This window comes from Weizmannia sp. FSL W8-0676 (assembly GCF_038593015.1).
Taxonomy (GTDB): Bacteria; Bacillota; Bacilli; order Bacillales; family Bacillaceae_C; genus Weizmannia; species Weizmannia coagulans.
In genome coordinates, this window is sequence record NZ_CP151954.1 from 808,284 (window position 1) to 823,276 (window position 14,993).

General features: G+C 48.5%; 12 protein-coding genes and 1 riboswitch. All 12 genes read left to right on the plus strand.

Translation table 11 applies throughout. The annotated features are described in order from the left end of the window. Positions 1 to 165: 165 nt before the first annotated feature. The 12 genes from ftsE to NST20_RS03855 all read left to right on the plus strand — a co-directional run bounded on the left by ftsE (position 166) and on the right by NST20_RS03855 (position 14,953). Positions 166 to 852 (plus strand): cell division ATP-binding protein FtsE, encoded by a 687-nt coding sequence (gene ftsE / locus NST20_RS03800; RefSeq protein WP_013858633.1) that lies wholly within the window; start codon positions 166 to 168, stop codon positions 850 to 852. Further along, complete coding sequence (gene ftsX, locus NST20_RS03805) at positions 842 to 1,726, plus strand: permease-like cell division protein FtsX (protein WP_013858634.1); 885 nt, start codon at positions 842 to 844, stop codon at positions 1,724 to 1,726. The genes ftsE and ftsX overlap by 11 nt, the downstream gene beginning before the upstream one ends. 144 nt (positions 1,727 to 1,870) lie before the next feature. After that, positions 1,871 to 3,214 carry a peptidoglycan DD-metalloendopeptidase family protein gene (locus tag NST20_RS03810; protein ID WP_342400102.1) on the plus strand — a complete coding sequence of 448 codons (1,344 nt, stop codon included), beginning with the start codon at positions 1,871 to 1,873 and terminating at the stop codon, positions 3,212 to 3,214. A 228-nt stretch (positions 3,215 to 3,442) separates the two neighbouring features. Next, positions 3,443 to 4,888, plus strand: a complete 1,446-nt coding sequence (gene cls, locus NST20_RS03815; RefSeq protein WP_342400103.1) for a cardiolipin synthase — start codon at positions 3,443 to 3,445, stop codon at positions 4,886 to 4,888. Positions 4,889 to 4,986: 98 nt separating this feature from the next. Continuing rightward, positions 4,987 to 5,094, plus strand: a riboswitch (SAM riboswitch). A 103-nt stretch (positions 5,095 to 5,197) separates the two neighbouring features. Then, positions 5,198 to 6,496, plus strand: a complete 1,299-nt coding sequence (locus NST20_RS03820) for an O-acetylhomoserine aminocarboxypropyltransferase/cysteine synthase family protein (protein WP_029142515.1) — start codon at positions 5,198 to 5,200, stop codon at positions 6,494 to 6,496. A gap of 260 nt (positions 6,497 to 6,756) precedes the next feature. Further along, positions 6,757 to 7,740 (plus strand): homoserine dehydrogenase, encoded by a 984-nt coding sequence (locus NST20_RS03825; protein ID WP_340702388.1) that lies wholly within the window; start codon positions 6,757 to 6,759, stop codon positions 7,738 to 7,740. Positions 7,741 to 8,191: 451 nt separating this feature from the next. Beyond that, the gene (locus tag NST20_RS03830; protein ID WP_061086702.1) at positions 8,192 to 9,628 is read left to right on the plus strand and encodes a S41 family peptidase; all 1,437 of its coding nucleotides are present in this window, start codon (positions 8,192 to 8,194) and stop codon (positions 9,626 to 9,628) included. Between the two features lie 279 nt (positions 9,629 to 9,907). Then, on the plus strand, positions 9,908 to 11,095 hold the full coding sequence (locus NST20_RS03835; protein WP_342400104.1) for a PDZ domain-containing protein: 1,188 nt from the start codon (positions 9,908 to 9,910) through the stop codon (positions 11,093 to 11,095). A 259-nt stretch (positions 11,096 to 11,354) separates the two neighbouring features. Further along, complete coding sequence (locus tag NST20_RS03840; RefSeq protein ID WP_342400105.1) at positions 11,355 to 12,305, plus strand: ABC transporter permease; 951 nt, start codon at positions 11,355 to 11,357, stop codon at positions 12,303 to 12,305. Next, positions 12,298 to 13,248, plus strand: a complete 951-nt coding sequence (locus NST20_RS03845) for an iron chelate uptake ABC transporter family permease subunit (RefSeq protein WP_195850625.1) — start codon at positions 12,298 to 12,300, stop codon at positions 13,246 to 13,248. Before NST20_RS03840 ends, NST20_RS03845 begins: the two co-directional genes overlap by 8 nt. After that, complete coding sequence (locus tag NST20_RS03850) at positions 13,242 to 14,000, plus strand: ATP-binding cassette domain-containing protein (RefSeq protein WP_017553920.1); 759 nt, start codon at positions 13,242 to 13,244, stop codon at positions 13,998 to 14,000. The genes NST20_RS03845 and NST20_RS03850 overlap by 7 nt, the downstream gene beginning before the upstream one ends. A 14-nt stretch (positions 14,001 to 14,014) precedes the next feature. Next, entirely contained in the window at positions 14,015 to 14,953 is a 939-nt protein-coding gene (locus NST20_RS03855) for a siderophore ABC transporter substrate-binding protein (protein WP_342400106.1), read from the plus strand. Positions 14,954 to 14,993 lie beyond the last annotated feature (40 nt).

Below are 14,993 nucleotides of genomic sequence, written 5' to 3' on the forward strand. Positions count from 1 at the left end.
TTTATGCAGAAAGGCTTTTACGCAGCCTTTTCTTACAGCAAATCATCCTGTACGGCTCTTTTACAGGGACGGGTGTGCAGGTATTGCAAAAATTGGCGTTTTTTGCCGGTGCCGTTGACACATTTTTCATTTCGGCACGCTACATTGAAAAAGCCAGGTGAGGAAATGATAGAATTAAAGGACGTCTATAAAAAGTACCCGAACGGCGTCATGGCCGTGAGCGGGTTAAATATAAAAATCAACCAGGGCGAATTTGTTTATATCGTTGGCCCGAGCGGCGCAGGCAAATCCACGCTCGTCAAACTGATTTACCGCGAAGAAAAGCCGACAGCAGGGGATGTCATCGTGAACGGCGTCAATCTTTCAAAGCTCCGGGACAAACGGATTCCTTATTTCCGGCGGCAGATCGGTGTCGTATTCCAGGATTTTAAGTTGCTGCCGACATTGACTGTATATGAAAATATCGCGTTTGCCCTCGAAGTGATCGAGCAGGAACCTTCCTATATCCGGAGCCGCGTTATGGAAGTACTCGACCAGGTCGGGTTGAAAAATAAAGCAAGAATGCTGCCTTCTGAGTTGTCCGGCGGTGAACAGCAGCGGGTTTCCATCGCCCGTTCCATCGTCAACATGCCGAAAGTGGTTATTGCGGACGAGCCGACAGGAAACCTCGATCCGGAAACTTCATGGGACATTATGAAAATCCTCGAAGACATCAACGTAACCGGGACAACGATTGTCATGGCTACCCATAACCGTGATATTGTAAACACAAACAAGCACCGCGTCATCGCCATTGAAGGCGGGAAAGTGGTGCGCGATGAGCAGCTGGGAGGTTACGGTTATGAAGATTAATACGCTCAAACGGCACTTCCGGGAAAGTTTTAAAAGCCTTGGCCGGAATGGCTGGATGATGTTTGCATCGGCAAGTGCCGTAACGATTACCCTGCTTCTGGTCGGCGTATTTTTTGTGATCATCCTGAACATGAATAAATTTGCTTCCGATATTGAAAACGACGTGGAAATTCGCGTCCATATCGATTTAGCGGCAAAGGCTGCCGACAGGGAAAAATTGAAAAGCGAGATTGAGAGTCTGAACGCCGTCAATTCTGTCAAGTTTTCTTCTAAACAACAGGAATTAAAAGAATTGGTTAAAAGAATGGGTGATGATTTTAAACTGTTCCAGCAGGACAACCCATTGTATGATGTATTTATTGTCAAAACAAAGCAGCCGACAGACACGCCGAAAGTTGCAGCGCAAATTCAAAAAATGGACCATGTCGAATCCGTCATTTACGGTAAAGGAAAAGTGGAAAAGCTGTTCCATGTTTTAAGTATCTGCCGCAATGTCGGGGTTGTGTTAATCATTGCCCTGCTGCTTACGGCGATGTTCCTTATCTCGAATACGATTAAAATTACGATTTTTGCCAGAAGAAAAGAAATCGAGATTATGAAACTGGTAGGGGCGACAAACTGGTTTATCCGCTGGCCTTTTCTTCTCGAAGGGCTCTGGCTCGGGATCCTGGGGTCCATTCTGCCGATTGTGCTGATTTCCTTCGGCTATTACTCCGTTTATAAAATCGTGGAGCCGAAGCTTCAAAACAATATTATCCATATGCTTGATATCAGCCCGTTCATTTACGGCGTAGACGGCCTGCTGCTCGTGCTTGGCGTCTGCATCGGAATCTGGGGCAGTTCGATGTCGATCCGCCGTTATTTGAAAGTGTAACGGGAACGGCAGGGGTGTATTCCGGTCGCGTCCGCCTGATTTTTATGCTATACCCTTTTCCGTTCGTTTTAAAACATAGGAAAAACGGGGCGTTGCGTCCCCGGATACATAAAACAAAACCATATTGCTCTGAGGGGGAAAAAGATGAAGAAGCGTTCCATTCTGCCTGCTGCCGTTGTATGCACGCTCAGCTTGGGCGGCCTGTTCGGCTACCAGTCCAATGCGCGTGCGGCAGGAGATTTACAGCAGAAAAAAAGCGAGATTGAGAGTAAACTTTCCAATGTCCAATCCGAAATGGACAAAAAAGAAAACCAGATTTCCGACATTCAAGACAAGCAGGCTTCTCTCGGTGACCAGCTTGACGCCATTGAATCGAAAATTCAATTGGCGAACAAAAAAATCAGCGAGCAGAAACAGAATATCAGCACAACGAAAAGCCAGATTGCTGATCTGAAGAAAAATATCGCCGAAATCAAAAAGCGGATTGAAGACCGAAACGCCATTTTAGAAGACCGCGCCCGCGCAATGCAGAAAAACGGCGGCGGTTCGGTTAATTATTTGGATGTTTTTTTGGAAGCGAAAAGCGTCGGTGATTTTATTGACCGCTTTTCGGCAATGAAGACATTGGTTGAAGCAGACCGGCAAATTTTGGAAGAACAGAAAAAAGATGAACAGGATTTAAAAGACAAACAGGCATCAGTAGAGAAGAAACTGTCCGATTTGGAATCGATGCTGTCTGATTTACAATCATTAAAAGACAGTCTGAAACAGGATGAGAGCGAGAAATCGGCGTTAATCAAACAGCTGGACAAACAAAAAGATAGCCTCAAAGAAGAGAAAATGTCGCTGAGTGAACAAAAGAGCATCCTGGCTGACCAGAAAGCTTCCATTGAAAAAGCGATTGCGTTTGCGAAAAAGCAGGCTGAAGCAAGAAAAGAGGCGGCGGCAAAAGCAGATGCAGCAGCAAAGGCTCAAACGAATACGAATGCAGGATCAACAGGTTCGAAAGCAGGAACAACCAGCGCTGCATCATCGGCCAGCCCAAGTTCTGGGAGCCATTCCGGCGGGCCGCTTCCGGAAGTCTCTTCCGGGGCCTTTACACGTCCGGCATCCGGATATATTTCATCCGGATTCGGCGAGCGCTCCGGCGGGTTCCATCCGGGCGTTGACATTGCCAACAGCATCGGGACACCGGTTGTCGCTGCAGCCGACGGTGTCGTGTTCAGGGCGTACCGCTCTTCTTCATACGGGAATTGCGTCATGATCACCCACTATATTAACGGGAAGTTGTACACGACCGTTTATGCCCACTTGAGCTCGTACAGCGTCAGCACCGGGCAGCACGTTAGCAAAGGGCAGCAGATCGGCGCAATGGGAAATACCGGGGAATCAACAGGGCCCCATCTTCACTTTGAAATTTATAACGGCCGCTGGACACCGCCGCCACATGCCGGTGCCCAAAACCCGAGAAACTACGTTAACTTTTAATAAAGGCGTGAAAAAGAACCGTATCTATTGGTGCGGTTCTTTTTGCATGCAATGGCAGGGAAAGTGCTGTATGATAGGTAAGACGCAAATATTATGGTATGATACAATTGTTATTTTTGCTGCGCAAACATATCCTATATCAATTTCAAAACACTTCACCGTGTTCCCGGATACCGGCCGGGAACAAACCTACAACAGGAACAAAGGGTGTACGAAAAGGAGAACGCAATGATTGTAACGGTACTATTGGTTATCTTGTTTCTTTTGAATTTTATTCTGGCAGGAACCGTTATTTTCCTCGAACGGCGGGATGTCGGCGCAACCTGGGCCTGGCTTTTGGTGCTGCTATTCCTGCCGATTGCCGGCTTTATCCTGTATTTGGTATTCGGGCAAAATTTAAGCCGCCGGAAAATTTTTGACTGGAAGGTACAGGAGAAGATCGGCATTAAGGAAATTTCCCAGCAGCAGATTGAACTGCTGCGCGAAAACCGGTTTCCGTTTCATGATGAGCGGACAGCCCAGTATAAGGATCTCGTTTATATGCTGCTGATGAATGACGGGGCGATCCTTTCCCAGGACAATCACGTCGATATTTTCACAGACGGCAGGAAAAAATTCCAGGCTTTATTTGAAGACATCCGGAATGCAAAAGACAGTATTCATCTTGTATATTATATTTTCCGGAATGACCGTCTCGGCCATGAATTGATTGAACTGCTGTCCCAAAAAGCAAGAGAAGGCGTAAAGGTGCGGCTGCTTTATGATGATATGGGATCGCGGATGCTGTTCCGCCGCAAATTTTTCCGGCCGCTGATTGAAGCCGGAGGGGAAGTGGCGTCCTTTTTTCCTGCCCGTATCCCGCTCATTAATTTGCGCGTCAACTTCAGAAACCATCGGAAATTGGCGATTATCGACGGACGGGTCGGTTATATCGGCGGTTTTAACGTCGGGGATGAGTATCTTGGCCTGAATAAAAAATTTGGTTATTGGCGGGACACGCATTTACGGATTGCCGGGAGCGCTGTTTATGCCATGCAGACCCGCTTTATTTTGGACTGGAATCAGGCGTCACCGCACGATGTAAGAGATGAAGAACGTTATTTCCCGGTCATCCCGCCGCAGGGGGAAACCGATATCCAAATTGTCTCAAGCGGCCCCGATTCCGAATGGGAGCAGATTAAAAACAGCTATATTAAAATGATCAATTCCGCCAAAAAATATATTTATTTGCAAACACCGTATTTTATTCCGGATGACAGCCTCCTGAACGCGCTGACGCTTGCCGCTTTATCCGGAGTGGATGTCCGGATTATGATTCCAAATAAACCGGACCATATGTTTGTCTACTGGGCGACGCTTTCCAACATCGGCCAGCTGTTAAAAACGGGCGTCAAAGTGTACATTTATCAAAATGGGTTCATCCACGCGAAAATGATTGTCGTAGACGGGAAAATTGCTTCCGTCGGCACGGCCAATATTGATGTGCGCAGTTTCCGCCTCAATTTTGAAGTGAACGCCGTGCTGTACGACCGCGAGCTTTCCGGCACACTTGCCGGCATTTTCCGGGACGACATGGCCAAATCAACCGAATTAACGCTCCATGTTTACCAGAACCGGCCGCTTTATGTACGGTTTAAAGAGTCCATTTCCCGGCTGTTATCGCCAATTTTGTAGAAGAAAAAGAAAATTTTTCAAAAAAAGGTTGACGGTTTGCCATTGGTCTTCTATAATCTTAAACAATAAGTCATTCAAAATTGAATTATGAAAAGAAACTCTTATCGAGAGCGGCGGAGGGACTAGGCCCTGCGAAGCCCGGCAACCTTCAGGCATTTGCCTGAAAAGGTGCTAATTCCTACAGACATGCGTCTGAAAGATAAGGGAGGAACTTACATACATTGTAACCCTCTTCCCTTACGAAGAGGGTTTTTCATTTCCTCTTCCATCTTTCGCAGGAAAATTTTAAAAAACCAGGAGGATTTAAAAATGACACAATCATCATTACAACCGGAAACTTTATTGCTGCACGGGGGCCAGGAACCGGACCCGGCGACAGGCTCGCGCGCCGTGCCGGTATACCGGACGACTTCTTACGTTTTTCCGGATACAGAACATGCAGAGGGCGTCTTCAATTTATCAAAAGAAGGTTTCATTTATTCCCGCCTTGGCAATCCGACTGTGGATGTGTTTGAAAAACGCGTTGCCGCACTGGAAGGCGGAACGGCGGCTGTCGGTTTATCATCCGGCGCGGCGGCCATTGCCTTCTCCATTTTGAATATTGTGCGTGCGGGCGACGACATCGTATCCGCCAGCAATCTTTACGGCGGCACATATAATTTGTTTGCCGTGACATTGCCGAAATACGGCATTAACGTCAAGTTTGTGGACGGGTCTGACCCTGAAGCGTTCCGCCAGGCGATCACCCCGAAAACGAAAGCATTGTATGCGGAAATTATCGGCAACCCAAGCCTGCAGGTGCTCGACGTGGAAAAAGTGGCGGAAGTTGCCCATGAAAACGGCATTCCTTTGATTGTCGACAACACGTTTGCTTCTCCGTATGGCTCGAATCCGATCAAATGGGGAGCGGACGTGGTTGTCCATTCGGCGACAAAATGGATCGGCGGACACGGAACGGCGATCGGCGGTGTTGCCGTTGACGGCGGGCATTTTGACTGGAACACAGAGAAATTCCCGGACTTCAGCGAACCGGATCCGAGCTACCACGGCTTGCGCTACGGCGTCGACACGGCACAGGCTGCGTTCGCCACAAAACTTCGCGTTCAGCTTTTGCGCGACTTCGGGCCGGCTTTAAGCCCGGACAACGCCTTTTTATTCCTGCAAGGGCTTGAAACGCTGCATTTGCGCGTGGAAAGGCATAACGAAAATGCGTTGAAAGTCGCGGAATTTCTGAAAAACCATCCGGATGTTGCATGGGTCAATTATCCGGGCCTTGAAGACCATCCGTCCCATGAGCTGGCGCAAAAATATTTAAACGGCGGCTACGGCTCCATTGTTAACTTCGGTGTGAAAGGCGGCCGGGAAACAGGGAGGCGCGTGATCGACAATATCAAGCTGTGGTCGCATGTAGCGAATGTCGGCGACGCGAAATCGCTGATCATCCACCCAGCAACGACTACGCATTCGCAGCTGAGCGATGAAGAACTGGAAAAGTCAGGGGTCACGGGTGATTTGATCCGCTTGTCTGTCGGGCTCGAAGCCGTCGAAGATTTGACAGCCGACCTCGATCAAGCCATTACAAAAGCGACGGCCGTTACAGCCCGGTAAAAGCAGGTAACGGGCCAGGCAGGTTCGTGCGAAGGCCGCCACGGCGAATGCCAACAGGCGATCCGGAAAACTTGCACGGGATCCGTTCCGGGCTGATCCCACTATACAATTTTGTCGGCACGGACGGCCTGCACACCTGTTCCGGATCGGGAGCTTATGGGTGCCGGCTGCACCGGAGACCGCCGGGCCGCTTGATGTTTTAAATGAACAAAACGCTTCAGAGGCGAATAGCGCTATATTGCAGGGAGGTTTTTGGATAAATGAGGGTGATTAAAGCAGCGCTGCTCGGCTTCGGGACGGTCGGCCAGGGCGTGTATGAAGCCGTCCGGACCCACCGGGAGCAGCTGAAAGAAAAGCTGCATGCCGAGGTAGAGATTGCAGCGGTTCTGATCAAAAACCCCCGTAAAAAGCGGAACATTGACAGTTCTGTGCTCGTCACGACGGACTTCCGGGAAATTCTTGCCATTCCCGGCCTTGAAGTCGTGTTTGAAGCGATTGTCGGGGAAGAACCAGGCTTTTCTTACTGTTTACAAGCGATTGAAAAAGGCTGCCACGTCATTACTGCCAATAAAGTCATGTTTGCAAGATATGGGAATGTGCTGCTTGAAAAAGCGAAAGAAAAAGGCGTGTTTGTCGGTTATGAAGCGACAACCGCAGGCGGCATCCCTGTGATTCGGACGATTTCCCAGCAGCTTCAGGTCAATGACATCCAGCGTGTGCAGGCGATTTTAAACGGGACATCCAATTTTATTTTATCGGAAATGCGCGAAAAACATCTTCCGTTTGAAGAAGCGTTGGAAATCGCCAGGCAGCACGGCTATGCAGAAGCTGACCCGGGCAATGATGTGGAAGGGCAGGACGCTTTTTGCAAGCTGATGATCTTAAGCCGGCTCGTATTCGGAACCCAGCCGGACTGGGAGAAAGTAGAAGTTGAAGGTATAGGCGGGCTCTCGCTTGCGGATATTGAAAAAGCGGATCGGAAGGGGTTCCGTTATAAGCATATTGCGGACATATACCGTGACGGCGGCACGCTGAAAGCATCCGTTAAGCCTGTCCTTATTCCTTCCGAACATGCCCTTTATGCGGTGGAAGGCGTCAACAACGCCGTCACCATTTACGGCAGCCTGGTTGGAAAAATTACCCTTACCGGCCCAGGTGCCGGAAAATTTCCGACAGCCAGCGCCATGATTGAAGACTTTGCAGCAGGTTACCGGCCTGTTCCGCAATTGGATGCCGTTTCGTGAACCGGTTATCCGGGCGGATTTAAGTTCCTTTGTGATTCTAAGATAGCATTTCAGCGAGGGGAGAACCCCTCAACCTCTTTTCAGCTTCTTCCGTTTTCGCTTGCTCGGCTTGGCGGGAGAGGCTTCTTTTTTTTACCTGTTTTGAATCCAATTGGCGAGAAAGTGACGGTTTACCCCGTTTTGAATCTAATTGTTTATGGCCTCATCCGCCGTTCGTGCCGTTTCGTGGACAGCATGGCCATGGCCGGATGGCGTATCCCCTAAAGAAACCGGAGCCCGTTTGCAACACCCATTTTTTCGCTTCACGGCAGCCTGTTTTGCACCTTCTGCGGGACTTTCACCGGCTTTTTCCGCTGCCCGGCATATGCCCCCCGGCTTGTACATATATTGAATTATCGAGAGGAAGAGCCCCGCTTTTTGGCGGCGCTTCTTGTACAAGGAGGGCATCACCATGAAACGAAAATGGCTGGCGCTTGCGATTTCGGGATCGCTGCTTGCCGGTGCAGGCGGCGGCTATACGGCGGGCCAATGGTTTTCACAAAAGGACAAGGCAGCCCCCGCCCGCCAGGAAACAACCGGCGGGACAAGCAATATGCCGGATCTCACAAAAATTGCCCAGGCATACCAATTAATTAAAAGTTCCTATGTCCGGAAAGTTGACGAAAAAACACTCGTGGAAGGCGCAATCAAAGGCATGGTCAGTACATTGGACGATCCGTATTCCGTCTATATGGACAAAGAGACAGCTGCGCAATTCAACGACACGCTGGATTCCTCTTTTCAAGGCATCGGCGCTGAAATCACCAAAAAAAACGGAAAAATACTGATTGTTTCTCCTTATAGAAACTCCCCGGCCGAAAAAGCGGGGCTGCGCCCGGAAGATGTAATTACAACAATCAACGGAAAAAGTACGGCAGGCATGGACTTATATGAAGTGACAACACGAATTAGAGGGAAAAAAGGCTCCAATGTAAAGCTGGGCATTTCAAGGGCCGGTTCCGGCAAACAGATGACAGTGACGGTCAAACGTGATGAAATTCCGCTTGACACGGTCTACTCGAAAATGAAAAAGGCAAACGGGAAAAAAATCGGTTATATTGGCATTACCCAGTTTTCAACAGATACGGCAACAGATTTTGCGCAGCAGCTCGAAAAACTTGAAAACCGCGGCATGGAAGGGCTTGTCATTGATGTACGGGGAAATCCGGGCGGCCTTCTTTCCAGTGTTGAAGCGATTCTCAAGCAGTTTGTCACAAGGAACAAGCCGTATTTGCAAATTGAGGAACGGAGCGGGCACCGTGTCCAGTATGTGTCCAAACTGAAGAAAAAAAAGGCTTATCCGGTTGCGGTCCTCGTCGATAAAGGTAGCGCAAGCGCTTCTGAAATTATGGCGGCAGCGCTTCATGAAACGGAAAATTATCCATTAATCGGCGCCAGGACATTTGGCAAAGGGACGGTGCAGGAAGCGGTGCCGATGGAAGATGAGAGCATCATCAAACTGACCATGTTTAAATGGCTTACGCCCGACGGCCACTGGATCCATCATAAAGGCATTGCCCCGACGATTGAAGTGAAACAGCCGGATTATTTCGACGCCCAGGCTTTGCAAATCAGCCGCATGTTGAAAAAGGATATGAACAACGCCCAAATCAAAACCGCCCAGCAAATGCTAAAGAGCCTTGGCTTTTCGCCGGGCAGGGAAGACGGTTATTTCGATATCCAGACGGAAAATGCCGTTAAGGCGTTCCAGTTTGATAAAGGCCTTCCGGTAACCGGCAGCATCAATCAAAAAACGGCTGACGAATTGGAAAAATCGCTGTACAAAATGGCGCGCGCGGAAAAAAATGATTTGCAGCTGCAAGTGGCGTTAAAGGTTGTCAGCAAATAACGCCGCTTCAGCGGGCCGGGCTGCAAGCCAACATTCAGCAAATTTGCTTCTTCCTGCTCTCGCTCCTCATGTTTTTGCCAATTTCTGGCTTGTTTCAGCTTTTTGAATGGCGCGGTGCCGGCATGAGGAAGACTCCCGGAGCAGTTGCATAAGCGGTGATGCCGGTTTGGACAGAAAATCTGTGAGCCTGGAAAAAAACCCGGAATTTCGAAGCGCTTTTCGCCAAAATCTGCTAAAATAATACTACAAGTATGGTACGTGCAGGGGATGGTGTTTCGGTTGGAACAGATTTGGTTCACTGAAGTGTTGAAGGGCATCGGAAGATTTTTTCTCCATCCGGTATTCTATTATGCGCTGTTGCTCGCGCTCGTTTCTGGTGCGGCAAGAGTGAAGCGGGAAAGAAACGATTTTCATATCAGGATTTATAAAGGATCGCTTGAACTGCGGTCTTTATTTCCTGCCGGGCTCGTATGCGGGCTGATCCTTTCCGCTCTCTCAGTGGCGGCAGGGTTTCAAGTGTCATGGCCTGTTCTTGCTGCGGTGGCGGCTGCGACGATTTTATTTTCGCTCGTGGGCCAGTTCCGGTTTCTCTCACCGGCATTTACCGCGGGCATACCGGTACTCCTGTTTTTTGTTTTCACATGGCTGCCGGTTCAACTGCCGGATTGGATGAGCGGCATAACCGATGCGATGGTTGCCGGGCTTTCCATTTTAGCAGGCCTTCTTTTGTTAGCGGAAGGCGTGCTGTTGAGGACAAGCGGCACGAAGCATGTTTCCCCGAAACTGCGGAAAAGCCGGCGCGGTTTGAATGTCGGCGCATTTGTGGCCAAAAAACTCTGGCTTGTGCCGGTCGTTTGTTTTCTGCCCGCAGGCCCGCTTTCGGTCAACGCTTCATGGTGGCCTGTTGTGAACTGGGGTGGGCATACGTTTTCACTGGTGCTTGTCCCGTTTTTAATCGGTTTCCAGCACCAAATCCAGAGCACTTTACCGCAGTCTGCATTGAAGCGGATCGGAACCTGGGTTATTTGGGCGGGCATCATGACGACCGCAATCGGAGCAGCAGGGCTCTATTTTCCTTATTTTCCTGCAGTAGCAGCCGTTTTTGCCATTGTCGCGAGAGCATGGATCTCCATTCACCACCGGATGCGTGAAAACAACGCGCCGTATTATTTTACACAGCAGAACAACGGCATGATCATTTTAGGGATCATACCGGGATCAAAAGCGGAAAAAATGAGGCTTTCCATCGGTGAAGTGATTTCCAAATGCAACGGTGAGCCCGTTCGCAATATGGATGAATTTTACCGTGCCCTGCAAAAAAGCCCGGCTTATTGCAAACTGGAAGTCATCGATACGAACGGGGAGATGCGCTTTGCCCAGGGCGCGCTTTATGAAGGCGAACATCATGAACTCGGCATCCTGACCGTAGAAAACAACCTCAACGGGGAACCGAACCAGGTGGGATGAGAGGAAAATGAAAGCGGTGGAAACTTCCAAAAGGAGGTTCCGCCGTTTTTTTTATGAAAAAAATGGCGTACAGAAACTTTTTCAAGAGGCCGGGTGCATTTTCAATGGCCATGATGCCAACCATTCCGGATACGACGGAAAGCACAATAAAAATATTGGAAATATAATTGACAATGATTCTCACTATCAATATAATTATCATTGATAATGAAAATCAATTACAACGAGCTGACAAAAGGAACGGGGGAGTACGAATGGAATGAAAAAAAGATATTTAGTGCCCCTGCTTGCCGTCCTGTCCATCATTTCAATTTTCATCGGCGCAGAAAATATCAGACCGGCGGATATGCTCCATTTAAGCAAGGAGCAGACGGAAATTTTGCTGGCAAGCCGCCTGCCGCGCCTGATCAGCATTATCATTGCGGGCATGGGCATGAGCATCTGCGGCCTTGTGATGCAGCAGTTGACGAGAAATAAATTTGTCTCCCCGACGACAGCCGGCACGATGGACTGTGCCCGGCTCGGCATTTTGGTTGCGATCATCCTGTTTTCTGCGGCAAGCCCGCTGATCAAAATTGCGGTTGCTTTTTGCTTTGCGCTGGCCGGCACCTTGCTGTTCATGAAAATACTGGGCCGGATTAAATGGAACGATACGATTTTCATCCCGCTTGTCGGGCTGATGTTTGGCAATATCGTAAGCTCTGTATCGACTTTCTTTGCGTATAAATTCGATTTAATCCAGAGCCTTTCCTCATGGCTGCAAGGCGATTTTTCAGGCGTGCTGAAAGGAAAGTACGAGATGCTTTATTTAGCAGTTCCCGCCGTTTTGGTCGCGTATGCGTTCGCAAACCGGTTTACGGTCGCCGGCATGGGGGAAGATTTTGCCAAAAACCTTGGCCTGAATTACAAGCAGGTGGTCAACCTCGGCCTTGTCCTTGTCGCGCTGATTACTTCGGCAACGGTACTGACAGTCGGCACTATCCCGTTTCTGGGCTTAATTATTCCAAACATTGTGTCCATTTACCGTGGCGACCATATGAAAAAAAGCATTACGGTTACGGCGCTGCTTGGGGCGGTGTTCCTGCTGTTTTGCGATATTTTGGGGCGCATTGTCATTTATCCATATGAAGTGCCGATCAGTTTAACAGCCGGCATCATCGGGAGCGGCATTTTTGTATATTTGCTGCTGAGGAGGCACGCTTATGCATAGCCGTTCCAAACTGCTTATGCTTACCGTAATCGCAGCAGGCCTTATTGCAGCATATATTTGCATCGGATCTTACTGGGATTTCAACTATATTATCCCGTCAAGAATCCGGAAAATTTCCGCCATCATCCTGACTGGCTGTGCGATTGCTTTTTCGAGCCTTATTTTTCAGACGATTACGAACAACCGCATTTTAACGCCGAACGTGCTCGGGCTGGATTCCCTTTATCTCATGATCCAGACGGCGGTCGTTTTCGCAATGGGGACCAAAACGCTAACGATAATGCAGAGCCATATCAATTTTGTGGTTTCACTTGTGGCGATGGTGCTGTTTTCTGCCGTTTTGTTCCATTTGATTCTTCGCCGGGGCAGGCAAAATATATATTTTCTGCTTTTGATCGGGATGATTTTTGGCACTTTATTCGGCAGTTTCACCTCTTTTATGCAAATGCTGATTGATCCGAATGAGTTTCAGGTGCTGCAGGATAAAATGTTTGCCAGCTTCAACAATGTGAATGTCCATTTGCTGTGGGTTTCTTTTGTGCTTGTTGTATTGTGCGGGTTGTATTATTTGCGTTTTGCCAAGTTTATGGATGTGATGCTGCTCGGGCGGGATCAGGCGGTCAACCTTGGTGTCGATTATAACCGGGTAGTGCGGCATCTGCTTTTGATTGTCGTCGTCCTTGTCTCCGTCTCGACGGCGCTGGTCGGGCCGATCACATTCCTTGGCCTGCTCGTTGTCAACGTTGCTTATCAATTTTTTGATACATACCGGCATATCATTCTTATACCGGGTGCAATGCTGATCAGCGTTGTCTTCCTCGCAGGAGGGCAGCTGCTTGTGGAAAGAGTCTTCCAGTTCTCTGTTCCGCTCAGCGTCATCATCAATTTTGCCGGGGGCATCTATTTTATTTACTTACTTTTAAAGGAGAGTCGCGCATGGTAAATGTGATGAATGTCTTAAAAAGCTACGGGAGCAAGAAGGTCATTGACCATGTGTCTGTCAAAATTCCAAAGGGAAAAATCACTTCTTTTATCGGGCCGAATGGTGCCGGGAAAAGCACCCTGCTTTCGATCATCAGCCGGCTTGAATTTTCGGATGAAGGGGATGTGTACATAGACGGGGAGGCCGTCAGCCATACAAACAGCAAAAAGCTGGCGAAAAAAATATCCATCCTGAAGCAGTCCAACCATATGAACATCCGGCTGACAGTAAGGGAACTTGTCGCATTCGGGCGTTTCCCGCATTCAGAGGGGCGGCTCACGGATGCAGACCAAAAAATAATTGATAAAGCGATTTGTTATATGGAATTGGAAGAATACGAGAACCGGTACTTGGATGAACTGAGCGGCGGGCAGCGGCAGCGCGCTTACATCGCGATGGTGCTGGCCCAGAACACCGAGTATATTTTGCTTGATGAACCGTTAAATAATCTCGATATGAAACATTCGGTCCAGATTATGAAAGTGTTGCGCAAGCTTGCCGATGAGCTTGGGAAAACCGTTTTAATTGTCATTCACGACATTAATTTTGCATCGTTTTATTCGGATTACATTGTGGCGATGAAAGACGGGAAAATCGTGAAACAGGGAAAAACGGATGACATCATTCGCCCTTCTGTTTTAAAGGAAATTTACGATATGGATATTCAAATTCAGGATTACTGTCAAAATAAGTTTTGCTTATATTACGGATGAAAAGGGGATTCGCGATGAGAAAGCGCTATTTAGCTGGAGTCATGATTTTGTTGTTAGCAGTATTTGCTGCCGGGTGCGGAACGAAAGAAAGCGCCGGGGGCAGCAGTGCCTCATCAAAGAAAATAACGGTAAAGCATGAACTCGGAACCACAAAAGTTCCGGAAAATCCGAAGAAAGTCGTCGTGTTTGACTTCGGCGTGCTGGATTCAATGGATAAGTTGGGCATTAAAGTGACGGGCGTACCGCAGGACAATCTTCCGCCATATTTGAAAAAATACAAAAGCAGCAAGTATGAAAATGTCGGCGGCCTCATGGAACCGGATTTTGACAAGATCAGTGAAATCCATCCGGACCTGATCATCATTTCCGGCAGGCAGCGGGACAACTACAAGGAATTTAAGAAAATTGCCCCGACCGTTTATATGGGGCTGGATACAACGAAGTATATGGATTCCTTTAAACAGAATATGAAAACGCTCGGCAACATTTTCAATAAAGAAAATGCCGTGAAAAAGCAATTGGCCGATATTGATGATTCAATCAACAGCCTGCATGCAAAAGCGGAAAAAGTGAACGGCAAAGCGCTGATTGTCCTGACGACCGGCGGAAAGGTGAGCGCGTTCGGACCGGGTTCACGGTTTGGCCTCATCCACGACGTATTTGGTGTACCGGCTGCGGACAAAAACATTAAAGCATCCATTCACGGGCAGAATGTGTCATTTGAATATATCATGAAAACCAATCCCGACTATTTGTTTGTCATTGACCGCGATGCAGCCATTGGGCAGGGCGGAAACGCAAAGAGCGTCATCGAAAACGACCTTGTCAAGAAAACGAATGCTTACAAGAACAAACATATCGTTTATCTTGACCCGGGTTACTGGTACCTTTCCGGCGGCGGGCTCGTCTCCGTATCCGAAATGGTGAAAGAAGTCCGGAATGCGATTGATTAAGCCGTGCCAACGCCCGGTTTTAAAAATAACCCCCGCATAT

Coding starts and splice junctions, on each gene's coding strand:
- NST20_RS03840 (WP_342400105.1), top strand. CDS start 11,355: ATGAAAAAAAGATATTTAGTGCCCCTGCTTGCCGTCCTGTCCATCATT.
- cls (WP_342400103.1), top strand. CDS start 3,443: ATGATTGTAACGGTACTATTGGTTATCTTGTTTCTTTTGAATTTTATT.
- ftsX (WP_013858634.1), top strand. CDS start 842: ATGAAGATTAATACGCTCAAACGGCACTTCCGGGAAAGTTTTAAAAGC.
- NST20_RS03825 (WP_340702388.1), top strand. CDS start 6,757: ATGAGGGTGATTAAAGCAGCGCTGCTCGGCTTCGGGACGGTCGGCCAG.
- ftsE (WP_013858633.1), top strand. CDS start 166: ATGATAGAATTAAAGGACGTCTATAAAAAGTACCCGAACGGCGTCATG.
- NST20_RS03850 (WP_017553920.1), top strand. CDS start 13,242: ATGGTAAATGTGATGAATGTCTTAAAAAGCTACGGGAGCAAGAAGGTC.
- NST20_RS03855 (WP_342400106.1), top strand. CDS start 14,015: ATGAGAAAGCGCTATTTAGCTGGAGTCATGATTTTGTTGTTAGCAGTA.
- NST20_RS03830 (WP_061086702.1), top strand. CDS start 8,192: ATGAAACGAAAATGGCTGGCGCTTGCGATTTCGGGATCGCTGCTTGCC.
- NST20_RS03810 (WP_342400102.1), top strand. CDS start 1,871: ATGAAGAAGCGTTCCATTCTGCCTGCTGCCGTTGTATGCACGCTCAGC.
- NST20_RS03820 (WP_029142515.1), top strand. CDS start 5,198: ATGACACAATCATCATTACAACCGGAAACTTTATTGCTGCACGGGGGC.
- NST20_RS03845 (WP_195850625.1), top strand. CDS start 12,298: ATGCATAGCCGTTCCAAACTGCTTATGCTTACCGTAATCGCAGCAGGC.